We start from the raw sequence: 24,114 nt of genomic DNA on the forward strand, positions 1-24,114 counted from the left end.
GGATGTCGGGCAGCGTACGTGCCATCGCTTAAAAGAGTCTTAAGCAGCGCCAGATCGCTAACGCCCTATTCCTGAGGCGCGTTCAGGCCTCGTTCAAATCTTTTTGCGAACCGAAAGGCTGATTGTCAGAAACGCACCGCGACCTGCAAACCGCCCGTCGGCGACTCGTCGAGCGACACGCTCGCGTGGTGCTGCATCACGATGCGGCGCACGATCGCGAGACCCAGCCCGCTGCCCGCCACGTCGGTGCGCGCGCGATTCGCGCTGGCGCCGGCGCGGTAGAAGCGATCGAACACGCGCTCGCGCTCGGCCGGGTCGATCCCTGGTCCGCTGTCGGCGATCCGCACCACCGGATGCCCGTCTTCGACACGCAGGCTGACGTCGACCCGGCCACCGCGCGGCGTGTATTTCGTGGCATTGTCGACGAGATTGTTGAGCATCACGCGCAACGCGTCGGCGTCGCCGGTCACGGTAGCCGCCTCGCTCGCTTCGACGCCGAGATCGACGCCGCGGTCCACCGCGAGCGGCGCATAAGCAGCCACGCACTCGTGCAGCAACGCGCACAGATCGACGGCGTCGGTGACGGCGACGCCGTCCGGTTCGGAACGCGCGAGCGCCAGCAATTGCTCGGCGAGCCGCGTGGCACGCGTGACGCCCGCTTGCAGATCCGCCAGCGCTTCGTTGCGCGCGGTGTCGTCTCTCGCGCGCCCCACCAGTTGCGCCTGAATCTGCACTGCCGCGAGCGGCGTGCGCAATTCGTGCGCGGCATCGGCGACAAACGCTTTCTGAATATCGAGCGCGGTGGCGAGCCGCTCGAGCAGGCCGTTCAACGCGCGCACGAGCGGCTGCACTTCAAGCGGCAGACGTTTATCCGGCAATGGGTCGAGCGCCTCGGGATGACGCGTGTCGAGCGCGCTGGTCACGCGCCGCAACGGCCTCAGCCCGCGTCCGACGATCACCCACACCGCGACGCCCAACAACGGCAGCAGCACGATCAACGGCCACAAGGTGCGCAGCGCGACGTTCGCGGCGAGCCGGTTGCGCACGGACAGCGGCTGCGCCAGTTGCACGACGTTGTCACCGACGATCGCGCCATACACGCGCCAGTCGCCGCGCTCCGTGTGTTCGGTCGAGAAGCCGAGTTCGGCGCGCGGCGCGAGCGGCGCACGCGGACGCGAGTAGTACATCAGCACGCCGTTGCGATTCCAGATCTGTAGCACGATGCCTTCGTCGCCGGTGTCGCGCGAACCGAGCACCTGCGAGAACGGTTCGGCCGGAAGCGCCGCGGCAATCTGCTCCAACTGGTAATCGAACAGTTCGTTGGCTTCCGCGAGCGCCTGCCGGTAGATCAGCCAACCCGCAATGCCGACGCCGAGCAGCACCAGCGCCAGCAGCCAGACCAGCAGTTGACGGCGAATCGAACGCATCGACTCAGGCGTCCTTCGCGATCATGTAGCCCAGACCGCGCACATTGCGGATCAGGTCCGCGCCGAGCTTCTTGCGCAGCGCGTGAATGTAGACCTCGACGGTATTGCTGCCGATCTCCTCGCCCCAGCCATACATTTTCTCTTCGAGCTGACTCTTCGACAGCACCGCGCCGGGCCGCGCGATCAGCGCTTCGAGCAGAGCGAATTCACGCGCCGACAACGCGACCGGCGCGCCGTCGAGGGTGACCTGATGCGACGCGGGGTCGAGCGTCAGCGTGCCGTGGCGGATCGTCGAATCGCTGCGGCCGGATTGCCGCCGGATCAGTGCGCGCATGCGCGCGCCGAGTTCGTCGAGATCGAAAGGTTTGACAAGGTAATCGTCAGCGCCGGCGTCGAGGCCTTTGACGCGCTCGGCCACCGCGTCGCGCGCGGTGACGATCAGCACCGGCAGCGCGTGGCCGCGCGCGCGCAGCGTGCGCAGCACGTCCAGACCGTCGCGCTTGGGCAGGCCGAGGTCGAGCAGCACCAGATCGTAAGGTTGCCCGGCCGCCGCATTGAGCGCCGCTTCGCCGTCCTCCACCCAGTCGACCGCGAAGCCTTCGCCGCGCAGCGCCTTGCGCACGCCTTCGGCGATCATCCGGTCATCTTCGACTAGCAAGATGCGCATGGTTATACGTTCCGAAACGTTTGATTGATGCCGCATTCTAGCGCCCGACCCGGCGCGCGCGCCGTGTGGCGCTTTTTTCACCGCAGCCTGGCGGCATGTCACTACAATGGGCGCTTTGCGTCGCGCCGCGCTGATTCGCCCCGCGCACGCCGCCCACGCATGCGGATCTGCGTCGACTGGCCGAAGTGTTTGCGACAGAGGTCGATGCCGCTTGCGCAACCCGCAGTCAATCAGTTTGACGCGACCTGCATGCATGGATGCCACCTGAATTGCCGCGTGCCCTACGCCCTGAAATTTTGCCTTTTCGCCCGTTCATGACGCACGCTTTCCTGTCCTCGGTCGCACGCCGCGTGGCGCTGCGGCCGCGCCGTTCCACTGTTTCCGTTTTTGCTGCCGCTGCCGTGTCCACTACCGCGTCGGCCGCTTGCGCCTCTGCCGTTCGCGTGCGCCGCCCGCTCGCCCCCCGCGCGGCGGCATGGCTCGTCGTCTGCGCCGCGTTCGGTGCGGGCGCGGCGCTGCCGCTTGCCGCGCACGCGCGCATCAAAGCGACGCACCCGAGCGTCAACGTCACCACGGTGCTGCCGCAATCGGTGATGGTCGGCTTGCAGCGCGCGCGCGTGCCGTTGTCGTCGATCAGCGTGGTGGTGGAAAAAGTCGGCGACCGCACGCCGCTCCTCGCGCTGAACGCCGGCAAACCAATGATGCCCGCGTCGACGATGAAGCTCGTCACCACCTACGCCGGCCTGTCGATCCTCGGCCCCGACTATCGCTGGCGCACGAGTGCCTATGCGGACGGCTCGCTCGACGGCAACGGCGTGCTGCACGGCAATCTGTACATTCAAGGCACCGGCGATCCGAAGCTCGTGCCGGAAGAATTGATCGACCTCGTGCAGAAGATCCACAAGGCGGGCATCAACGGGATCGACGGAGCACTGGTGCTCGACAAGCGCTACTTCGATCCGTCAACGCGCGACCTGCCGCCGTTCGACGACGACGCCACCGCGCCGTACAACGTCGGCCCCGATCCGCTGCTGTACGCATTCAAGGCGCTATCGTTCACGGTGACCCCGTCGCCCGACGGCAAGGTCGCGATCGACGTACTGCCGGCGCTCGCGCAATTGCAGATCGACAATCAGATGCGCGCGGTCAACGGTCCGTGCCGCGGCGACTCGGCCTCGGTGTCGCCTACCGTCACGCCGCAGCCCAACGGCACCGTCGTGGCCTCGTTCACCGGTGACTACTCACTGCGCTGCGACGCGCGCACGGTCAACGTCGCCGTGCTCGATCACTCGGCGTTCTTCGCGGGCGGCTTCCTCGCGCTGTGGCAGCAAACCGGCGGCACCTTCCAGGGCGCGACCCGCGAAGGCGCGGTGCCGGCCGGCGCCAAACTGGTCGCCACGCATCAGGGGCCGGTGCTGTCCGACATCGTTCGCGACATCAACAAGTTCAGCAACAACACGATGGCGCGCAACCTGTTCCTGACGATCGGCGCCACCGAAGAAAGGCCGCCCGCGACGGCCGCCAAATCGGCGCGCGCGATCCAGGAGTTTCTGCTCCGCGACAGCATCAACATGCAATACCTGACGCTCGAGAACGGCTCGGGCCTGTCGCGCGACGAGCACGTCACCGCGCTCGCGCTCGCCGATCTGCTGCAACGGGCCAACGCGAGCCCGGTCGCGCAGGTGTTCGTGGAGTCGCTGCCGATCGCGGGCGTCGACGGAACGATGCGCAACCGCCTCGCCAACCAGGGCGCGGGCGGCAACGCGCACATCAAGACCGGCACCTTGCGTGACGTGCGCGCGATCGCAGGCTATGTCGCGTCGGCGGACGGCAACAGCTACGTGGTCGTCAGCCTGATCAACGATCCGCATTCGGAGGCCGCGCGTGCCGCTCACGATGCGTTGCTCGAATGGGTGTATCAAGGACCGTCTCAGGGCTTCACGAAGATCGCCGACCCCGTCGAAGAACCGCGCGCCAGGCCCAGGAAAAACCCGCACAAACGCGGGGCCCACTGAGTATTCCTTCTAGCGAAGCCGCTCGCGGTAAGGCCCTAAACGTGTACGCTGTCGGGCAGTGTTTGATGCGCGCGCACAGCGCCACGCGTGTCGCACAAGCCGCGCGCCGAGACGACGCCGGCTCACTCGAACGATAACGACACCGCCCGCGGCGAACCACGCAGCGGTCAGGGACCACGGAGGAAGACACGATGCAATTCGATGCTGAATTGCTGCTGCTCGCCATGGCGCCAGTCTTTCTCGCATGTATCGGCTGGGAGGCGTGGCACCTGCGGCGCACGCGACCGGGGGAGCCGATCTATAGCTGGCGCGACACGTTCTGCAACGCCGCGCTCGCGCTGATGCAACAAGCCGCCGACAAGCTCGCGTGGCTCGCGATCATTCCCGTCTACACGTTTTTCTACCAGCACTACCGCATCCATACGTGGCCGGCGAGCTGGGTGTCGTTCGTCGTGCTGTTCATCGCGCAGGACCTGCTCTACTACGTATTTCATCGTTGCAGCCATCGCGTGCGCTGGTTGTGGGCCGCGCATGTCGTGCATCACTCGTCGGAGCGCATGAATTTCTCGACCGCGTTCCGCCAGAGCGTGATGTATCCGATTGCCGGCATGTGGCTGTTCTGGATTCCGCTCGCCGTGCTCGGCTTTGCGCCAAAGCAGATCGTCGCGATCGTGCTGATCAATCTCGGCTTCCAGTTCTTCGTGCACACCCAGGCAATCGGCAAGCTCGGCTGGATCGAATACGTATTCAATACGCCGTCGATCCATCGCGTGCATCACGCGCGCAACGACCGTTACATCGACCGCAACTACGCGGGCGTGCTGGTGATCTGGGACCGCCTGTTCGGCAGCTACGTCGACGAGGATCCGCGCGACGCGCCGGTGTACGGCATCGTCGAGCCGCTGCATACGTACAACCCGCTGAAGGCGACATTTCACGAATGGGCGTCGATGGGCGCCGACTTCGCGAGCGTGCGCGGCTGGCGCGACAAGTGGCGCGCATTGTTCGCGCCGCCCGCGTGGGCCGCCGACTATCATGCGCGTCGCGCCGCAAGCTCGGCCGTTGCGGATGCGCGGTCACGCGAACAGTCGATCAGAGAACAGGCGACAGGACAATCGACTGTGAATGCAAACCATACGGCCGCGTTTCAAACGCCGCGCAGGCCGTAGAAGATTCTGTAAGCTGTCGCCACGCTGCCGACGCGGCGGGCGCTGCCTGCAACACATGGCACAAGGGCCACATAAACGAGGAGATGTAGTCAACATGAAGAAAACAGCATCGAAGAAGCGTCAATTCATTCGTGTCACGCAGATTGCGCTGGCTAGCGCTGCGTTCGCCCTGCTGGCAGCTTGCGGCGGCGGCAGCGATGACAACAACAATGCGAGCAGCACGCCCGCGGGTGGCGTCAAGTTGCAGGTGGTGTCGTTCGGCGACAGCCTGTCGGATGTCGGCACGTATGCGCCGGTGATTCAGGCGAGCTTCGGCGGCGGCCGCTTCACGACCAACCCGGGTGAGGTGTGGACGCAGAAGGTTGCCGAGTACTACGGCGGCACGTTGACCGCGGCGTACCTCGGCGGCTTCGGCAAGCCGCTGGTCGCAGCAGGCGGCTTCGGTTATGCGCAGGGCGGCGCGGACGTCGTCAACCCTCAAGGCAAAGGTTGGGCGCCGAACAGCATGGCAGCTACCACGGTGCCGGTCGTGACTCAGGTGGCGAACTACCTGAGCGCGCATACGAGCTTCAACTCGAACCAGCTCGTGCTGGTGAACGGCGGCGCGAACGACATCTTCCAGTTCGCGGAGACCACCGGCAATCTTGCGGCGCTCGGCGCTGCGCTACAGACGCAGTACCCGCAGCTCGTGCTGGCCGGCAAACTGCCGAACTCGCAGGCGGGCCAGGTCGCGTTTATCGTAGGCTACCTGCAGGGCCTGCCCAACCCCCAGATCGCGCAGGCCGCCACCCAGCTCGCCGCGCAAGTCCAGACCATCGTCAACTCGGGTGCGACGCACGTGGTGGTGTCGAATGTGCCTGACATCGGCAATACGCCGCAAGGCGTCGCAGCCAACCTGCAAGCGCCTGGCTCGGCTGCACTGCTGACAGGGATTAGCGCGGCATTTAACTATCTTTTGGTCGCGAACCTGACCAAACTCGGCCTGGTGGGTACGGGCAAGGTGATCGTGGTCGATACGTTCACGTGGCTAGATCAGCAGGTGTCGAACTACCAGGCACTGGGCTTCACGGTGTCCAACACCGGCACGGCGTGTAACCTGACGTCCATGGAGAACAACGCAACCGCTTACGCCAAGGCCAATCCGAGCGCGACGAACGGGCTGACCCCGGAGCAGTACGGCGCCCAGTTCGGCTCGTCGCTGTTCTGCTCGCCGCAGACCTACACGGTGGCTGGCGCTGACCAGACCTACATGTTCGCTGACACGGTCCACCCGAGCACGCACCTGTACGCCTTGTTCGCGCAATTCGTCCAGCAGCAGATCGCGGCGTCGGGGTTGGGGAAGTAAGTTGATGATTGCCGCATAGCGGCGACAGGATGGGAGGGGTGCGAACCAGGCCGCCCCTATCCTTGCGCTTCGAACGCAGCCGCAGCCCGACCGAGCCGGTCATTCACCGCGATCCATTCGATCGTATCGGGCAGCTTCTCGATCAGAATCCGCGACACGTTCGCGCGATCCAGCGCGCGAAGCAAGCCGTACAACTCACGCGCATACACGTGCGGATCTTCAGGCGCGGCGATGAAATGCACGCCTTCCACGTCGGCCCAATGCCCGGCACGCGAAGCCCTCGCCACCAAAGCCACCCGCTCGCCCACTTCACGCGCGGCGAGCAAGGTTTCGAGCGCACTGAACGGCAACAGCGCCAACGGTGTACGCGGCGCATAGTGCGCCTTCAGGGTCCCGGAAGCCCGCGGCGCAGTCGCATCGGATCCGTCCGGCAAACGCGGCGCTTCGCCGAGCACGTCGGCGATGTCTTGCGGTGTCACGCGGCCGGGGCGCAACAGCGCCGGAAAACCGCGCGACAGATCCACGATGGTCGATTCGATCCCGACGTCCGACGCGCCGCCGTCCAGCACATGAATCGCGCTGCCGAATTCGTCGCGCACGTGTTGCGCCGTGGTCGGACTCACATGTCCGAAGCGATTCGCCGACGGCGCAGCCACGCCGCCATGTCCGCCACGCAATGCGCTGAACGCTTCGAGCAACGCCTGCGCGACAGGATGTGATGGGCAACGAAGTCCCACCGAATCCTGGCCGCCGCTGACCGCAGCCGGAATCCGCGCCGCACGCTTCAGGATCAGCGTGAGCGGGCCTGGCCAGAACGCGTCGATCAGGCGTTGTGCGTCCGCAGGCAAGTTCTCGACCCAGTAGTTCGGATCGCCTTGCGGCGCCAGATGCACGATGACCGGATGATTCGCCGGCCTGCCCTTCGCGGCGTAGATGCGCGCGACCGCGTCCGGACTCTCGGCGTCGCCGCCGAGGCCATACACCGTCTCAGTGGGAAACGCGACCAGACCGCCCGCGTCGAGCAATGCCGCCGCGTGTTCGATCTGCGCGGCGCTCACAGGCAATGCGCTCGCGGCGCCTTCAGCGGGGTTCTGTCGATCCGGCATGGCGCTCGCGTCAGCTCGTGATGATGTGCAGGAGCCGCGCGCAATCTCGCCCGGCCGTGCGGGCTTCTTCGAGCGTAGCCGCCGTAAAGTTCACGTGGCCCATCTTGCGGCCGCAGCGCGCCTCTTCCTTGCCGTACAAATGCAGCCGCGCCGCCGGCATCGCGGCGACCTCATGCCACGGCGGCGTGACCGCCGCGCGCTTCGGACCGTCCGGGAACCACACGTCGCCGAGGATGTTCAGCATCACCGCCGGCGAATGCTGACGCGTGTCGCCGAGCGGCATGCCGGTCATCGCGCGCACCTGCTGTTCGAACTGACTGGTCGCGCAGGCGTCGACGGTGTAATGGCCGGAGTTGTGCGGGCGCGGTGCCATTTCATTGGCCACCAGCGAACCGTCTTCAAGAATGAAGAACTCGACACACAGCACGCCGACATAGCCGAGCTTGTCGGCGATCTGCAGTGCGGCCTGCTGCGCCTGTTGAACGAGAGTCGGGCTCGCGTCCGGCGCCGGCACGATGGTGTGCGACAGCACGCCGTCGCGGTGCGTGTTCTGCGCGAGCGGATACACCGCCGACGCGCCGCTCGACGCGCGCGCGATCAGCGCCGACACTTCGAACTTCAGCGGCAAACGCTTTTCCAGCACGCACGGCACGCCGCCGAGCGAAGCGTGCGCCTCGCGCACTTCCTCGGCGTTACGCACGCGGATCTGGCCTTTGCCGTCGTAGCCCATGCGCGCGGTCTTGAGGATGCCCGGCAGCACGGCTTCGAGTTTGGCGTCGTCGAGCGCGGCCAGCGCGTCCGACGACTCGATCACCACGTGCGGCGCCACCGCCACGCCCGACGACGCGATAAAGCGCTTCTCGGCGATGCGGTCCTGGGCCACCGCAACGCAACGCCCCGCCGGACTCACGAACGTGGTCTTCGCGAGAAAGTCGAGGCTCGCGGCCGGCACGTTCTCGAATTCCGTCGACACCGCCGCGCACAGCCGCGCGAGTTCGGTCAACGACGCTTCGTCGTCGTATGCCGCGCGCAGATGGCGGTCGGCGACGGCGCCCGCCGGACTGTTTTCGTCCGGATCGAGCACGGCGACGCGATAGCCCATCGCCTGGGCGGCAAAGCAGAACATGCGGCCGAGCTGGCCGCCACCGACCATGCCAAGCCATGCGCCGGGCAGAATCGGTGAAACCGGTGTGTTGTCTGGGTTCATCTTAGTGGTCGGTCGCGGCCGGGTGCGTCTGCAGTCGTGCGACTACGGGCACCCAGCCGGGGGTCGGACAGGGGAACGTCTCAAAGCAATCAGCCCGCACGCTATTACAGCGCCGGCAATACCATTGCGTGAGCCGCTTCGTTCTGGCGCACGCGGAACGCAGCCAGCTTTTCCGCATACTCGGGACTCGTGCCGCTCAGCAGCGACACCGCGAACAGCGCCGCATTCGCCGCGCCCGCTTCGCCGATTGCAAACGTCGCGACCGGCACGCCCTTGGGCATCTGCACGATCGAATGCAACGAATCGACACCCTTCAGATACTTGCTCGCCACCGGCACGCCGAGCACCGGCACCGTGGTCTTGGCGGCCAGCATGCCCGGCAGATGCGCCGCGCCGCCCGCACCCGCGATGATCGCCCGAATGCCGCGATCGCGCGCACTCTCAGCATAGGCGAACATTTCGTCGGGCATGCGGTGCGCGGACACCACCTTCGCTTCATACGGCACGCCGAATTCCTGCAAAATCGCCACGGCGTTCTTCATGATTTCCCAGTCGGAACTGGAGCCCATCAGCACGCCGACAACCGGCGCGCCATGCGTATGGGCGGTCTGAGCTTCACTCATCTTTACGGCTTCCTTGTTTCCCGAACGGCGCTTCTGGTCAGGCGAGCTTGTGCCCGGTCAGGCGTTCGAGCGCTTCCTGGTACTTTTCGCCCGTCTTCGTGACCACGTCGTCCGGCAGCTTCGGCGCCGGCGGTTCCTTCTTCCAGTCCTGGGTTTCGAGCCAGTCGCGCACGAACTGCTTGTCGAACGACGGCGGATTGGTGCCGACCTGATACTGGTCGGCCGGCCAGAAGCGCGACGAATCCGCGGTCAGCGCCTCGTCCATCAGGTAAAGCTTGCCGTGATTGTCCAGGCCGAATTCGAACTTCGTGTCCGCGATGATGATGCCGCGCGTCGCCGCGTAATCAGCGGCTTCCTTGTACAGCTTGATCGAGATGTCGCGGATCGTGGCCGACAGTTCGGTGCCGATGCGGCGTTCCATCTCGTCGTAGGTGATGTTTTCGTCGTGGTGGCCCATTTCGGCCTTGGCCGCCGGCGTGAAGATCGGCTCGGGCAGCTTCTGCGCATTTTGCAGACCCGCCGGCAATTGCACGCCGCACACGGAGCCGGTTGCCTGGTAGTCCTTCCAGCCGCTGCCGGCCAGGTAGCCGCGCACTACCGCTTCGACGAGGATCGGTTCGAGGCGCTTGACGACCACCGCGCGGCCCTTGACCTGCTCGACTTCGTCCGCCGCGACCACGGACTCGGGCGCGACGCCCGTCAGATGGTTCGGCACCACATGCTTCAGCTTCTCGAACCAGAAGTTCGCCATCTCGTTGAGCACGCGGCCCTTGTTCGGAATCGGCTCGCCCATGATGACGTCGAACGCCGACAGACGGTCGGTCGTAACGATCAGCAACTGGTCGTTGCCCACCGCATAGTTGTCGCGGACTTTACCGCGGCCGAGCAGCGGCAGCGAGCGGAGCGTGGATTCGTAAAGGGTAGACATCGTCGTGGTTCGCTAAAAGTGAGGCAAAAAGTGTGACCGGAACAAAAGGGAAACGCCGTTCCCCGGATGATGCGGGAACGGCGATCTAACGACAACCTGGCCAAACGGCCAGGTGCAGAGCAGTTATAGCTTAACGGACGACTTGCGCAAGCTCGCCCGATTTGTACTTCTCCGCGATTTTATCAAGCGAAACCGGCTTGATCTTGCCGGCCTGGCCTTCGCAGCCGAATTGCGTGTAACGGTCGATACAGATCTTCATCGCCGCTTCGCGCGCCGGCTTCAGGTAGTCGCGCGGATCGAACTTGCCCGGATTGGTCGCCATGTAGCGGCGGATCGCGCCGGTGATCGCCAGACGCAGGTCGGTGTCGATGTTGACCTTGCGCACGCCGTTGCGGATGCCTTCCTGGATTTCCTCGACCGGCACGCCGTAGGTTTCCTTCATGTCGCCGCCGAATTCGCGGATTTCGGCGAGCAGTTCCTGCGGCACCGACGACGAACCGTGCATCACCAGATGCGTGTTCGGAATACGCTGGTGGATTTCCTTGATGCGCTGGATCGACAGGATGTCACCCGTGGGCTTCTTGCTGAACTTGTACGCGCCGTGCGAGGTGCCGATCGCGATCGCCAATGCGTCGCACTGGGTCAGCTTGACGAAGTCGGCGGCCTGCTCCGGATCGGTCAGCAGTTGCTCGCGGGTCATCGTGCCTTCCGCGCCGTGGCCGTCTTCCTTGTCGCCCTTCATGGTTTCCAGCGAGCCAAGCACGCCCAGTTCCGCTTCTACCGTGACGCCGATCGAATGCGCCGCCTCCACGACCTTGCGCGACACGTCGACGTTGTACTCGTACGATGCGACGGTCTTGCCGTCGGCTTCGAGCGAGCCGTCCATCATCACGCTGGTGAAGCCGCTGCGGATCGCCGCCATGCAGACCGCCGGCGACTGCCCGTGGTCCTGGTGCATCACGACCGGAATATGCGGATACGACTCGACCGCCGCTTCGATCAGGTGGCGCAGGAACGGCTCGCCCGCGTACTTACGCGCGCCGGCGGAAGCCTGCATGATGACCGGGGCATTGACCTTGTCGGCCGCCGCCATGATCGCTTGCACCTGCTCCAGGTTGTTTACGTTGAATGCCGGAAGGCCGTAGCCGTTTTCAGCGGCATGGTCCAGCAGTTGACGCATTGATACGAGAGGCATGCTGTAACTCCTTAGATTGACACGAATTCTTGTGCCGTCGGCATCTTTTGGGCGATTTTATCGCGAAGCAAGCCGCATACCCTGTCACACGGTCCCTAAAGCGCCGAGCGGTCCTGTCCGCTCCAGACGCGATTGAAGACAGTGCGCCGCCTCTCGCGGGGCATGCCGGCCTGCTTGGCTCAATCCAGCCTGTGCCGATCGAGCGGTCTCTGTCGACAGGAGTTAGCGCTTTAGCGCTTACTCCTGTCCCACGCAAAGCGAGTCGACAGGAGTTAGCGCTTTAGCGCTTACTTCCGTCCCACGCAAGACGGTTACTACCCGATCAGTACGGTTCGCCGACCCGCACGATTTTCAACGTATTAGTGCCGCCGGCCTGCCCCATCGGCTCGCCGACGGTGAGCACCACCATGTCGCCGCGCGACGCATAGCCCTTGCTGACCACCGTCTCCACCGCCTGCTGCAACGCCGTGTCGCGGTCGGTGTTCGTATCCAGATGCAGCGACGTCACGTTGCGGTACAGCGCCATCGCCCGTTCGCTGCCGACCCGCGGCGTGAGCGCGAAGATCGGCACGTGGGTCCAATGGCGCGACATCCACAGCGCGGTCGAGCCGGATTCGGTCAATGCCACGATCGCCTTCGCGCCCAGGTGATAGGCCGTGAAGAGCGCGCCCATCGCGATCGACTGGTCGATCCGCGTGAACGTGCGGTCGAGGAAATCGCGGTCCAGCTCCGACTGCTCCGACTTCTCGGCTTCGAGACAGATCGCCGCCATGGTCTCGATGGTCTGCACCGGGTACTTGCCCGCCGCCGATTCCGCCGACAGCATCACCGCGTCCGTGCCGTCGAGCACCGCGTTGGCGACGTCCGACACTTCGGCGCGGGTCGGCACCGGCGCGTAGATCATCGACTCCATCATCTGGGTCGCGGTAATCACGAACTTGTTCGATTCGCGCGCCATACGAATCATCCGCTTTTGCAGCGCGGGAACTGCGGCATTCCCCACTTCCACGGCCAAGTCGCCGCGCGCGACCATGATGCCGTCCGACGCGTCGAGGATGCCCTGCAGCGCCGGAATCGCTTCCGCGCGCTCGATCTTGGCGATCATCTTCGGCTTGATGCCGAACGGCGCGCCGGCGATGTTCGCCAACTGGCGAGCCATTTCCATGTCGGTGGAGTTCTTCGGGAACGATACCGCGACGTAATCGACGCCGAGCGACATCGCCGTGCGGATGTCCTCCATGTCTTTCGCGGTGAGCGCGGGCGCCGACAGGCCGCCGCCCTGGCGGTTGATGCCCTTGTTGTTCGACAGCTCGCCGCCGATCTTCACGACCGTGTGGATTTCGTTGCCGATCACGCGCTGCACATTCAGCACGATCAGGCCGTCGTTGAGCAACAGCACGTCGCCCGGCTTCAGGTCGCGCGGCAGGTCCTTGTAGTCGAGACCGGCGCGCTGCTCGTTGCCGAGTTCGCAGTCCGCGTCGAGGACGAACGGCTCGCCGGCAACCAGCATGATCTTGCCGTTTTCAAATTTGCCGACGCGGATCTTCGGGCCCTGCAGGTCCGCCATGATGGCGACTTCGCGGCCGGCCTGGCGGGCCGCCTCGCGCACGAATTCGGCGCGCTGGCGGTGGTCGTCGGCGGTGCCGTGCGAGAAATTGAGCCGCACCACATCCAACCCCGCCTGAATCATTTGCAGCAGGATTTCCGGCGTGTTGGAAGCCGGTCCGATGGTAGCGACAATCTTGGTGGCGCGATGCATGAGTCTCCTCGTCTGGATAGGATCGCTGGAAAGAGCGCTGCGAGTCGGATGCGGAGGCTGCGCACCGAAAGATGCTGCCAGGGGCTGCGCGCCGGTTGAAACCAGCGTCGCTTTATGAGGTGATGCGGTGTTCGAGACCAGCACGGGCGGTGCCGGAAGGGGGACGGTCTCTTCGTCAAGGAGTTCTGCCTGCGACGGCGCGGCCTGAGTGGCTGGTGCAGCCGGTGCGGCGGACAGGTCCGCCGGTTCGTCGACAGGGGCAGTGGTCAACTCCGCGAGCGCGAGAGGCGCGCCGGATTCTTGTAGTTCGACGGACGCCGCCGGAGTAGCGGCAGAGCGTGCTGCGCGCTCTCCTGCCGTCGCTGCTGCGGTACTGCGCGGCGACTTGCCGCCGCGCGCCTTTGCAGACTTTGCCGTGGGAGAGCGCGTCGCCACGTTAAGCCCGCGATTCCAGCACTTCGACCGCCGGCAGCTTCTTGCCTTCGAGGAACTCGAGGAAGGCGCCGCCGCCCGTGGAGATGTAGCTGACCTTGTCTTGGATGCCGTACTTCGCGATTGCCGCGAGCGTGTCGCCGCCGCCTGCGATCGAGAACGCCGAGGACCTGGCGATTGCGTCCGCCAGCGTCTTCGTGCCATTGCCGAACTGGTCGAATTCGAACACGCCGACCGGGCCGTTCCACACGATCGTGCCGGCCCTCTCCAGCTGCGCGGCAAGCACCTTGGCGGTGTCCGGTCCGATGTCGAGGATCATGTCGTCGTCTTGAACGTCCGCGACGGCCTTCACTTCGGCCTTGGCGGTCGGCGAAAACTCCTTGGCCGTGACCACGTCGGTCGGGATCGGCACCGATGCGCCGCGGGCTTTGGCCGCGTCGATGATGGCCTTGGCTTCGTCGACCAGATCGGCTTCGGCGAGCGATTTGCCGATCTTCAGGCCGGCAGCCAGCATGAACGTGTTGGCGATGCCGCCGCCGACGATCAGCTGATCGACCTTGTCGGCCAGCGACTTCAGGATGGTCAGCTTGGTCGACACCTTCGAGCCGGCGACGATCGCCACCAGCGGCCGCTCCGGCGCGCCCAGCGCCTGGCCGAGCGCTTCGAGTTCAGCCGCCAGCAGCGGACCCGCGCAGGCGACCGGCGCATATTTGGCGATGCCGTGGGTGGTCGCTTCGGCGCGGTGCGCGGTGCCGAACGCGTCGTTCACGTAGATGTCGCAGAGCTTCGCCATTTTCTGCGCGAGCTCGTCGGAATCTTTCTTTTCGCCCTTGTTGACGCGGCAGTTTTCGAGCAGCACGACCGAGCCCGGCGCGACGTTCACGCCGTTTTCAACCCAGTTCGCGACCAGCGGCACTTCGCGGCCGAGCAGTTCGGCCAGACGCTTCGCGACCGGCGCGAGCGAGTCTTCCGGCTTGAAGTCGCCCTCGGTGGGGCGACCCAGGTGCGACGTGACCATCACGGCGGCGCCTGCGTCGAGCGCCGCCTTGATAGCCGGCACCGAGGCGCGGATGCGGGTGTCTTCGGTGATGTTGCCTTGATCGTCCTGCGGCACGTTCAGATCGGCGCGGATGAACACGCGTTTGCCGGACAGCTTGCCTTCGGCGATCAGATCGGAGAGACGCAATACCTTGTTCATGGGCGTGTGTGTGCGAGTTGATGAGAAGGCGGTGGCGGACGGCGCGTGGGCTTCATGCGCGGCGAATTTCCTGCGCTTCGGCACGACAGCGGCTCCCCGTGAGCGGGCGCCGGCGGCGAAGCCGCGACTCTCGCGCCCAGCAGCGGCGCGCTCGACCCGGAAACCGGCATTTTAACTGATCCACACTGCCTGCTGACCCGCAGTTGGGCGAATGTCCCGTATTTGCGATGCGCCACTCATGGCGCAATGCAGCATCGCTTGCTGACCCTATCACACGAAGAGGCGCAACAACGTGAATACGACCATTCCAGTGACGATCGTGCCGAGCATGGTGCGGCGCCACATAAACCATCCGAGACCGGACAGCGTCGCGTAAAACTCGTGGTTGGTCGGCGCGAACGACAGCCCTTCCGGCGTGGCCAGCACGTCGGGCAGCACCACGGCGGCGAGCGCCGCGGCCGGCGCATAGCGCAGCATGCGCCGCACGCGCTCCGGCAACACCGTGCGCTCCCCGCCGATCAGAAACATCGCGCGGGTCAGCGCGGTGACGAACGTCATGCCGAAAATGGCTAGCCAGATCTGCGTGGATGTCATCGGGAGTCTCCGGCGCTGTTGCGGATGCGGCGCAGGTCGGCGCGCTCGACCATCAGGTCGGCGGCGCTGCCCGCGATGATCGCCGCGATCACGGCGAGCGGCAGCGCGAGCCGGTAAGGCAGGTCGAAAGCGAGCAGCGACACGACCCCGGCGATGCTGACCGCCACCAGCGTGGAGCGCGTCGCGATCGCCGACACCATGATGGGCAGCAACGCCAGCGTGCCGGCCAGCGCGAGTCCCCAGTTGTCGGGAATCAGGCTCGCGAGCAGGATGCCGGCAATCGACGACACCTGCCACGACAGCCAGCTCGACACCGCCATGCCCCAGTAGTACGGCTCCTTGCCCGGCACATAACCGGTCGGGAAGCTCTTCTTCTGGAACAGCAGATAGATCACGTCGCCGTTAAAGTAGCCGAGCACGATGCGCCGCCACATCGACAGATAGGAGAAATGCGGCGCCAGCCCGACGCTGAAGATCACGAAACGCGTGTTGACCATGGCCGCCGTGAGCAGCACGGTCCAGATCGGCAGCTTGGCGGCGAGCAGCGGCAGCACCGCGAGCTGCGACGAGCCGGCGTAGCACAGCAGCGACATGGTGAGGGCCTGCGGCAGCGTGAGCACGGATTTGCTCATCGCGATACCGGTGACGAGGCCCCACGAGAAAATCGCCATCAGCGTGGGCGAGTAGTCGCGCGCGCCCTCACGGAAGGCACGGCGATCGGTATCTGACAGACGAGCGAGCATGAGGCGAAACGGGTAGGCGCCAATGCGCCGCAACGAAGGGAAGTCGGCGCCAGGTCGTCCGGCACCCGCTGGCGCATCCGGATTTGAATTAGGCGTGTGCTGGATTATAGCGTCCGGAATGCGGCCAAATGCCCGTTCCGTGTGCAAAAGACGCTAAAATATCGCTCTTGGCTGCGCCTGGCGCGCGTAGTCGCACCTCATAACGCACCTGCTGGAGAATCGTATGTCAATGGCCGACCGTGACGGCAAGATCTGGATGGATGGCAAGCTCATCGAGTGGCGCGATGCCAAGATCCATGTGCTCACCCACACGCTGCATTACGGCATGGGCGTTTTCGAAGGCGTGCGCGCCTACAAGACGGCCGACGGCGGCACCGCGATTTTCCGTCTGCAGGAGCACACCAAACGTCTGCTGAACTCGGCCAAGATCTTCCAGATGGACGTGCCGTTCGACCACGAAACGCTCGCCGCCGCGCAGCGCGAAGTGGTCCGCGAAAACAAGCTAGAGTCCTGCTACCTGCGCCCGATCATCTGGGTCGGTTCGGAAAAGCTCGGCGTGTCGGCCAAGGGCAACACGATCCACGTCGCCATCGCCGCGTGGCCGTGGGGCGCTTACCTCGGTGAAGACGGCATCACCAAGGGCATCCGCGTGAAGACCTCGTCGTTCACGCGCCATCACGTGAACGTGTCGATGGTCCGCGCGAAGGCGTCGGGCTGGTACGTGAACTCGATCCTCGCGAACCAGGAAGCGATCGCCGACGGCTACGACGAAGCACTGCTGCTCGACGTCGACGGCTATGTATCGGAAGGCTCGGGCGAGAACTTCTTCCTCGTCAACAACGGCAAGCTGTACACGCCGGACCTGTCGTCGTGCCTCGACGGCATTACGCGCGACACGGTCATCACGCTGGCGCGCGACGCGGGCATTCAGGTGATCGAAAAGCGCATCACGCGCGACGAGGTCTACACCTGCGACGAAGCGTTCTTCACCGGCACCGCCGCCGAAGTCACGCCGATCCGCGAACTCGACAACCGCACGATCGGCGCGGGCGTACGCGGCCCGATCACCGAGAAGCTGCAGTCGGCGTTCTTCGACGTGGTGAACGGCAAGAGCGACAAGTACCAGCACTGGCTGACCAAGATCTAACGCGCGCTGCGCCGGCAAGCTGGCCCAAGCTGACCTTTTGGCTCTTGCCGGTCCGGGCTTTACCGGCGCAACGCCCGCACCCTGCATACAACGAGAAAGTCCCATGAGCGAAATCAAGGAAATGCCGCTGGTCGAACTGTCGGCAAAAGACCTGCCGGCGTACTGCCCGAACCCGGCCATGCCGCGCTGGAGCGCGCATCCGCGTGTCTTTATCGATGTCACGCACGGCGAGGCGCGTTGCCCGTATTGCAGCACGCGCTACAAGCTGCGCGACGGCGAAGTGGTCAAGGGGCATTGAACACGGCGCACTGAGCGTTAGTTGCTTGCGGCGCTGTCTGCGGGTGTCGTGCGCGGGCTGTTGGCATTGGGTTGACGTGGGTTTTATGCGCGCCGCGCCGCGTCGCCGGGTTCGATGGCGGCGCGGTGGCTCGCACGGCCACCCGTCTCGTTGCCTGCCCTGCGTTGCTGTGCTGACTGACTGGCTGAAGATTTCGCTCGCCGCTTCGTGGTCCGGCGAGCCCGGCCCGACTGCACGGTGCGCGCGCACAACATCGTCGACACGCACGCAAGCGCAAACACGCCGCACCAGGGCCGCCACCGCGACGCTTCCGGCCATGCCGCAAGCGCGCCGCACGGTTGGCGGCTTTTCCACTTTCACCAATCCGAATGCCACGCGCATTGCGCGCGCGGCATTTCATTTCGACACCGGACACTGAATCTGATGCGTCGCGCGTTGGTTATCGCACCGAACTGGATCGGTGACGCATTGATGGCGCAGCCGCTGTTTGCGCGCCTCGTGAAATTGCATCCGCGCATCGCCATCGACGCGGTCGCGCCCTCGTGGGTCGCGCCCGTGCTCGAACGCATGCCCGAAATCCGCGACGTCTACGCCACTGACCTTGCACACGGCAAGCTGCAAATGCTGCGTCGCTGGCAGCTGGCGAGCGATTTGCGCGACGTCGGCTACGACGCGGCGTATGTACTGCCGAACTCGCTCAAATCGGCGCTGATTCCGTGGATGGCCGGCATTGCGCTGCGCATCGGCTATACCGGCGAAAGCCGCTACGGCCTGCTGAACGTGCGTCACGCGAATCCGCGCAAAGACGAGCGTCCACCGATGGTCGGCCAGTACGCCGCCCTCGCCTATGCGCCCGGCGCCAAGCTCCCCGACGACCTGCCGATGCCGCGCCTCGACGCGGACCTGAACGAAGCGTCGCGCGTGTCGGCGCGCTTCAATCTGGATACGCGGGTGCCGCTGTTGGTGTTCTGCCCGGGCGCCGAGTACGGCCCCGCCAAGCGCTGGCCGCCCGAGCACTTCGCGGCGCTCGCGCAGATGGTCGGCCAGTCGTTCCCGTACACGCAGATCGTCGCGCTCGGTTCGCCGAAAGACGCGCCGCTTGCGCAGGCGATCGCCGAGAAAGCGCCGAACGTGCGCAATCTGTGCGGCCAGACCGCGCTGGGCGAGGCTTGCGCGCTGATCTCGCGGGCCAACGCGGTCGTCACCAACGACTCCGGCCTGATGCACGTGGCCGCCGCGCTGCGCCGGCCGCTGGTGGCCGTGTACGGTTCGACCGATCCGCGCCACACGCCGCCCTTGTCGGAGCTTGCGAAGGTACAATGGCTCCATCTCGAATGCAGCCCCTGTTTTGAGCGCGAGTGTCCGCTCGGTCATCTGAACTGCCTGAAGCAGTTGAGCGCCGAGCAGGTCTTCAGCGATTTGCGCGGCATGTTGCTGACGCAACGTTGACCCGACCGATACTTGTACGCAACACCGCACGCCCCTGAGCGCGTCGCGTCACGTTCGCGCCTTGCGGCGCGGGCATTCTGGCGCTCGGGTGCGACGGTCCGGTGCTCCGGACCGCCCCGCTGACCGCTGTCGCGCAACCGCGCGCCGCGCACAAGAGACTGACGAGCCATGCCACGTTTTGCCCATATCTTCGAAGCCGCCGCCGATACCCTGAACGCCTACTATCAGGCCGTCGCCGAGGTCAATATCGACAGCTTGATGGGCCTGTGGATCGATGAAGAGTTCGTCAGCTGCATCTGGGCCGACGGCTCCCACCTGCACGGCCTCGACAGCATTCGCGCCGGCTTGCAGATCCAGCTCGAAGCCGCACCCGTTTCGATCGAGCCGCTCGACATCCGCGTGTACGACAGTCTCGGCACCGTCGTGTACGCGATTGCCGAAGCGCATCGTCCGGCCGACCCGACCGCCACGCCCGCGATGGTCTTCACCACTTACGTGATGGTCCACGAGCGCGGCGAGTGGCGCATCGCGCACATTCACGCAAGCCCGATGCCGAACGAGGCCGCCAGCCAGTTCGCCACCAAGATGCGGCATGGCCAGGGCTCGCTGCACTGACGCGCGGCTCGAGCTCAGATTCAGGTTCGCGCTTTACTTATTCGCTCCAACGCCGGCATGAGTTCGACGCACGATAAATCCGTTTCCTCCGGCACGGGCCGCCCCACGGTCGCGGCCGCCGTCGAGGCCACCGTCGAGCTGCTCTACCGCGCCCCGCTCTGGCTGCCGAACCGGCACGCGCAAACCATCGTGCCGTCGTTGTTCGCGCGCCGTCCGGCGGTGTCGTTTCGGCGCGAGCGCTGGGACACGCCGGACGGCGACTTCATCGATCTCGACTGGGTCGTGCATGACGGCCAGTCCTCATCGTCGTCGCTCGCGCCAGACGCCGCGACCAGGATTCCCGCCGCCGACGCCCCGCTCTTCGTGCTGTTTCACGGGCTCGAAGGCAGCTCGGGATCGCACTATGCAGTCAGCTTGATGGCGGCCGCGCGCGACTACGGCTGGCACGGCGTCGTGCCGCACTTTCGCAGTTGCAGCGGCACGTTGAATCGCTTGCCGCGCTTTTATCACCTCGCCGACAGCGACGAAGTCGATTGGGTGCTGCGCCGCTTGCGCGCCGCGCATCGTGGGCCGGTCGTCGCGGCGGGCGTGTCGCTCGGCGGCAATGTGCTGCTGCGCTGGCTCGGCGAGCGGCGCGACGAAGCGGCGTCCGTGGTCGCGGCGGCCGCCGCGATTTCGACGCCGATCGACGTGCATGCCGGCGGCCGCGCGTTGTCGCAGGGCTTCGGCCTCATCTACACGCGCAGTTTTCTGAAGACGCTCAAGCAGAAGGCCGGGCAGAAGCTGGTCCAGTTCCCGGGCCTGTTCGACCGCGACGCGATGCTGGCGAGCCGCACAATGTACGAGTTCGACAACGTGGTGACCGCGCCGCTGCACGGCTTTCGCAATACCGACGAGTATTGGAGCACGGCGACCACGCGCCCGCTCCTGCCGCACATTCAGGTGCCGACGCTGGTCCTGAACGCGCGCAACGACCCGTTCCTGCCGGCCGAGGCGTTGCCGTCGCGGCACGAAGTGTCGGCGGCAGTGGAACTCGACCAACCGAGGCACGGCGGCCACGCCGGCTTCATGACCGGGCCGTTTCCGGGCCGCATCGACTGGCTGTCGCGGCGCGTGTTCGGCTACCTGGAGCGACACGTCGATCATGGATGACATCGTCAGGCAGGCTCTGGCCAAGTGGCCGAACGTTCCGAGTTGCACCGGGTGGCTGATGCTGGACCGGCGCGGCAACTGGCGCATGCGCGACGATGCCGCCCAGGCGAGCGGTGCGCCGGGCGAGCCGATCCGCCATGAGGCGCTGCTCGGGTTCATCAACCGGAACTACGACGCCGACGAACGCGGCCAGTGGTTTTTCCAGAACGGCCCGCAGCGGGTGTATGTCGAACTGGGTTATACGCCGTGGGTGGTGCGACTGTCAGCCGGCGCCGATGGGGCGCTCGCGCTGCAGGATCAGGCCGGCGGCACTTTCGAGCCCGCTGCTGTGTTTGTCGATGAAGAAGGCGGGATTCTGTTTGCGGACAACTCGGCTCACACAAGAGTCGCTGTTTTGCACGATCACGATCTGCAGGTCTTCTCCGATCATGCGACGCTCGCCGACGATTCGATGAGCGGCGACCTCCACTGGAACAACCGGCGAGCGTTGCCGCTGCAACCGATGCGGCGCGCCGAAGTTGCCACGCGTTTCGGTTTCGTGCCGAGTCCGGCCGCGAACATCTAGGGCTTTGTCGCGCGCACGGCGTTCAGCCTCGGCGCGCCCACTCGTCGGGCCCACTCGTCGGGCCCGGTTAGCCCACAGCAGCCTCAACTCTTCTCGTCGAGCCGCTCCTCCTTGTAGCGGTTTTCCATTTCGTGCAGGCGCGCGTCGACGGTCGCGAGATCGTAATAGCCGATCGACTTCAAATCGCGCGCGTCCTTCAGTTGCCGGATCGCCGACGGCCACGCCCCTTCCAGCGCGAATTTTTCCGCCATCGCCCGATGCTGCGTCAGCGCGTCGCCGCTGCCCGCGCTCGCCTGCGCGAGATACAGCCACCAGGCCGGCTGATCCGGATGGGCGCGCGTCTCCTTCTGCGCGAGCGCCTGCGCATCGGCGAACCGCCGCAAGGTCAGCAAGGTGCGGATGTGCATGTCGATCGCGGCATTCGACTGCGGCCAACGCTGCTGCGCAAACTCCGCGAGACGCGCGGCTTCATCGTTGCGCCCCGCGCGCCGTGCAATGTCGGCGGCAAGCACGTCGAGGCTCGGCGAGCTGCGCGCGGGCTCGCCCCCGCTACGCTCGCCGGTCGCGAACGTCGCACGGGAAGTCGCGAGCGACGCCGCCGCCTCGTCGTAACGTTCGAGCAGCAGCTGACCATACGCGATCCCGTACCAGTTCGCCGCGACGTTGAGCGCCGTGCGGTCGTCGATTTCGGAGCGCAAGCGCGAAATCTCATCTGCGTACTCGCTGCGCGAGCGGTCCTGCAGCATACGCGCACGCGCGCGCACGAAGCCGTATTCGGGCGCCTGATGCGGCTGCCGGTACGGCGCGCGGCGCGCGCGGTCCTCCATGTCGGCGATCCGTTCGCCGGTCAGTGGGTGCGTGCGCGCGTAGGCCGGGACGCCCGTGTCGTTCATCGCCGCGCGGTCGAGCCGGCCGAAGAAGGTAGCCATCGCGTACGGGTCATAGCCCGCGCCGGCCAGCAGCAGAAAGCCGACGCGGTCCGCCTCCTGCTCGGCCGAGCGCGAGAAGCGCAACTGATTGTCGACCGCGTAAGCCTGGCCGCCGACCGCAATCGCGCTTCCCAGGTCGCCGCTATGCGCGAGCACGCCCGCCAGCACGCCGAACAATATGCCGGCGAGCGCGGCGTAGGTGCTGTGCTCGCCGGCCGAGATCATCCGCGAGATGTGCCGTTGCAGCACGTGGCCCATTTCGTGGCCGAGCACCGACGCCAGCTCGGACTCGGTCTGGGTCGCCGCGATCAGACCGGTGTTCACGCCGATGAAGCCGCCGGGCAACGAGAATGCGTTGATCTGCGCGTCGCGCACCGCGAACAGATCGAAGTCCGGCCGATAGCCGCCGATGTACAGCGCGCTCGCCGCCGCGGCGAGTTTGGCGGACACCGAATTCAGATAGTCGCGCACCAGCCAGTCGTCGAGATAGTCGGGGTCACGGCGCACTTCGCGCATCACGCGCTCGCCGAGCTTGCGCTCGGCTTGCGGCGTCAGCGAACCCGAACCGCCGTTGCCGAGGTCGGGCAATTGCTGGGTGACGATCGGCGTGCGCCAGTCGCTGTTCGTGCCGGAGCGTCCGGACAGGCGGCTCTGCGCGCCGCCGTATACGCCGAACACGCCTTGCGCGATGTCGGGCGGCACGACCGGGTCGGCAAAGGCGTCCGACGGCCCGCTGACCAGCGGCGACTCGGCCGGCTGCATGTTGAGCGCGACGCTCGTGCCGGCATGCGATTGCGCGAACGCGCCCGGCGGCGCCGCGAGCGCGACAGACAACAACGCTGCAAGAAACCGTTTCGGACGCATCGCGAGGTCGGTGACGAAGTCGGAAAGCGACGCCCGCGGCTCGGACTAAGATAGCGGGCACAGGACAATTGTAATCAGTCGCCGCGGCGAAGCGGATGGCTGCGCCACACTGTTATTGCATTGCTACCGCACTGCTATGATAGGCGCCCTCTGAAGGAACCCAACATGCCTGAACTCACTCATTTCGACGCCGCCGGCCAGGCGCATATGGTAGACGTCGGCGGCAAGAAGGAGACCAAGCGCATTGCCGTTGCGCGCGGCTCGATCCGCATGCTGCCGGACACCTTCGCGCTGATCCGCGACGGCAACGCCAAGAAGGGCGACGTGATCGGCATTGCGCGCATTGCGGCGATTCAAGGCTCGAAGCGCACCGCCGACCTGATCCCGCTCTGCCATCCGCTCGCGCTGACGCGCGTCAAAGTGGATTTCGAACTCGACGACACGCTGCCCGGCGTGCACTGCACGGTTCAGGTCGAAACGCTCGGCCGAACGGGCGTGGAGATGGAAGCGCTGACCGCCGTGCAAGTGGGACTGCTGACGGTGTACGACATGTGCAAGGCGGTGGATCGGGGGATGACCATCACCGATGTGAAGGTGTTGGAGAAGCACGGGGGGAAATCGGGCGATTGGGTGGCGGACCAGGCGGGGCTCGACAAGCCTGCGCAAGACTGACGCAGTGCGCGCCCG

23 protein-coding genes are annotated in these 24,114 nt (G+C 65.7%); 11 read left to right on the forward strand and 12 right to left on the reverse strand.

Going from position 1 to position 24,114, the window contains the following annotated elements:
- Window positions 1-125: 125 nt before the first annotated feature.
- Both FVF58_RS21875 and FVF58_RS21880 read right to left on the reverse strand, forming a co-directional pair.
- Complete coding sequence (locus FVF58_RS21875) at window positions 126-1,427, reverse strand: ATP-binding protein (protein ID WP_149671931.1); 1,302 nt, start codon at window positions 1,425-1,427, stop codon at window positions 126-128.
- Window positions 1,428-1,431: 4 nt separating this feature from the next.
- Window positions 1,432-2,094, reverse strand: a complete 663-nt coding sequence (locus FVF58_RS21880; protein WP_149671932.1) for a response regulator — start codon at window positions 2,092-2,094, stop codon at window positions 1,432-1,434.
- A gap of 314 nt (window positions 2,095-2,408) precedes the next feature.
- Here FVF58_RS21880 and dacB point away from each other — a divergent pair, with 314 nt between their 5' ends.
- From dacB to FVF58_RS21895, 3 genes are all read left to right on the forward strand, one after another.
- A complete protein-coding gene (gene dacB, locus FVF58_RS21885; RefSeq protein WP_149671933.1) occupies window positions 2,409-4,109 on the forward strand; it encodes a D-alanyl-D-alanine carboxypeptidase/D-alanyl-D-alanine endopeptidase in 1,701 nt (566 codons plus the stop codon).
- 191 nt (window positions 4,110-4,300) lie between these two features.
- Complete coding sequence (locus tag FVF58_RS21890) at window positions 4,301-5,278, forward strand: sterol desaturase family protein (RefSeq protein ID WP_149671934.1); 978 nt, start codon at window positions 4,301-4,303, stop codon at window positions 5,276-5,278.
- Between the two features lie 94 nt (window positions 5,279-5,372).
- Complete coding sequence (locus tag FVF58_RS21895; protein ID WP_149671935.1) at window positions 5,373-6,623, forward strand: SGNH/GDSL hydrolase family protein; 1,251 nt, start codon at window positions 5,373-5,375, stop codon at window positions 6,621-6,623.
- A gap of 56 nt (window positions 6,624-6,679) precedes the next feature.
- On the opposite strand, the gene FVF58_RS21900 is transcribed toward FVF58_RS21895, so the two are convergent.
- The 9 genes from FVF58_RS21900 to FVF58_RS21940 form a co-directional block, all read right to left on the reverse strand.
- Window positions 6,680-7,729 (reverse strand): L-threonylcarbamoyladenylate synthase, encoded by a 1,050-nt coding sequence (locus FVF58_RS21900; protein ID WP_149671936.1) that lies wholly within the window; start codon window positions 7,727-7,729, stop codon window positions 6,680-6,682.
- Between the two features lie 10 nt (window positions 7,730-7,739).
- Complete coding sequence (locus FVF58_RS21905; RefSeq protein WP_149671937.1) at window positions 7,740-8,936, reverse strand: 5-(carboxyamino)imidazole ribonucleotide synthase; 1,197 nt, start codon at window positions 8,934-8,936, stop codon at window positions 7,740-7,742.
- Between the two features lie 104 nt (window positions 8,937-9,040).
- On the reverse strand, window positions 9,041-9,559 hold the full coding sequence (gene purE, locus FVF58_RS21910) for a 5-(carboxyamino)imidazole ribonucleotide mutase (protein ID WP_149671938.1): 519 nt from the start codon (window positions 9,557-9,559) through the stop codon (window positions 9,041-9,043).
- Between the two features lie 37 nt (window positions 9,560-9,596).
- Window positions 9,597-10,487 (reverse strand): phosphoribosylaminoimidazolesuccinocarboxamide synthase, encoded by an 891-nt coding sequence (locus FVF58_RS21915; protein ID WP_149671939.1) that lies wholly within the window; start codon window positions 10,485-10,487, stop codon window positions 9,597-9,599.
- Window positions 10,488-10,617: 130 nt separating this feature from the next.
- Window positions 10,618-11,682: a class II fructose-bisphosphate aldolase gene (gene fba, locus FVF58_RS21920; protein ID WP_149671940.1), complete on the reverse strand. Its 1,065-nt coding sequence runs from the start codon at window positions 11,680-11,682 to the stop codon at window positions 10,618-10,620.
- 322 nt (window positions 11,683-12,004) lie between these two features.
- Complete coding sequence (gene pyk, locus FVF58_RS21925) at window positions 12,005-13,441, reverse strand: pyruvate kinase (protein WP_149671941.1); 1,437 nt, start codon at window positions 13,439-13,441, stop codon at window positions 12,005-12,007.
- 436 nt (window positions 13,442-13,877) lie between these two features.
- A complete protein-coding gene (locus FVF58_RS21930; RefSeq protein WP_149671942.1) occupies window positions 13,878-15,071 on the reverse strand; it encodes a phosphoglycerate kinase in 1,194 nt (397 codons plus the stop codon).
- Window positions 15,072-15,341: 270 nt separating this feature from the next.
- Window positions 15,342-15,665, reverse strand: a complete 324-nt coding sequence (locus tag FVF58_RS21935; RefSeq protein ID WP_149671943.1) for an AzlD domain-containing protein — start codon at window positions 15,663-15,665, stop codon at window positions 15,342-15,344.
- A complete protein-coding gene (locus tag FVF58_RS21940; RefSeq protein ID WP_149671944.1) occupies window positions 15,662-16,408 on the reverse strand; it encodes an AzlC family ABC transporter permease in 747 nt (248 codons plus the stop codon). Before FVF58_RS21940 ends, FVF58_RS21935 begins: the two co-directional genes overlap by 4 nt.
- A gap of 223 nt (window positions 16,409-16,631) precedes the next feature.
- Between FVF58_RS21940 and FVF58_RS21945 the strand changes: the two genes are divergently transcribed.
- From FVF58_RS21945 to FVF58_RS21975, 7 genes are all read left to right on the forward strand, one after another.
- Window positions 16,632-17,555, forward strand: a complete 924-nt coding sequence (locus FVF58_RS21945; protein ID WP_149671945.1) for a branched-chain amino acid transaminase — start codon at window positions 16,632-16,634, stop codon at window positions 17,553-17,555.
- Window positions 17,556-17,658: 103 nt separating this feature from the next.
- Window positions 17,659-17,853, forward strand: coding sequence for a zinc-finger domain-containing protein (locus FVF58_RS21950; RefSeq protein ID WP_064268765.1), 195 nt, complete (start codon window positions 17,659-17,661; stop codon window positions 17,851-17,853).
- 169 nt (window positions 17,854-18,022) lie between these two features.
- The gene (locus FVF58_RS21955) at window positions 18,023-18,271 is read left to right on the forward strand and encodes a hypothetical protein (RefSeq protein ID WP_149671946.1); all 249 of its coding nucleotides are present in this window, start codon (window positions 18,023-18,025) and stop codon (window positions 18,269-18,271) included.
- 5 nt (window positions 18,272-18,276) lie between these two features.
- The gene (gene waaF / locus FVF58_RS21960; protein WP_149671947.1) at window positions 18,277-19,302 is read left to right on the forward strand and encodes a lipopolysaccharide heptosyltransferase II; all 1,026 of its coding nucleotides are present in this window, start codon (window positions 18,277-18,279) and stop codon (window positions 19,300-19,302) included.
- A gap of 168 nt (window positions 19,303-19,470) precedes the next feature.
- Window positions 19,471-19,917, forward strand: coding sequence for a nuclear transport factor 2 family protein (locus tag FVF58_RS21965; protein WP_149671948.1), 447 nt, complete (start codon window positions 19,471-19,473; stop codon window positions 19,915-19,917).
- Window positions 19,918-19,974: 57 nt separating this feature from the next.
- On the forward strand, window positions 19,975-21,069 hold the full coding sequence (locus FVF58_RS21970) for a YheT family hydrolase (RefSeq protein WP_149671949.1): 1,095 nt from the start codon (window positions 19,975-19,977) through the stop codon (window positions 21,067-21,069).
- On the forward strand, window positions 21,062-21,634 hold the full coding sequence (locus tag FVF58_RS21975; RefSeq protein WP_149671950.1) for a DUF2946 family protein: 573 nt from the start codon (window positions 21,062-21,064) through the stop codon (window positions 21,632-21,634). The genes FVF58_RS21970 and FVF58_RS21975 overlap by 8 nt, the downstream gene beginning before the upstream one ends.
- An 83-nt stretch (window positions 21,635-21,717) precedes the next feature.
- Here FVF58_RS21975 and FVF58_RS21980 read toward each other — a convergent pair whose 3' ends face one another.
- Complete coding sequence (locus FVF58_RS21980) at window positions 21,718-23,427, reverse strand: M48 family metalloprotease (protein ID WP_149671951.1); 1,710 nt, start codon at window positions 23,425-23,427, stop codon at window positions 21,718-21,720.
- A 165-nt stretch (window positions 23,428-23,592) separates the two neighbouring features.
- On the opposite strand from FVF58_RS21980, the gene moaC reads away from it, so the two are divergent.
- A complete protein-coding gene (moaC, locus tag FVF58_RS21985) occupies window positions 23,593-24,099 on the forward strand; it encodes a cyclic pyranopterin monophosphate synthase MoaC (protein WP_149671952.1) in 507 nt (168 codons plus the stop codon).
- Window positions 24,100-24,114 lie beyond the last annotated feature (15 nt).

This window comes from Paraburkholderia panacisoli, from assembly GCF_008369935.1.
Taxonomy (GTDB): domain Bacteria; phylum Pseudomonadota; class Gammaproteobacteria; order Burkholderiales; family Burkholderiaceae; genus Paraburkholderia; species Paraburkholderia panacisoli.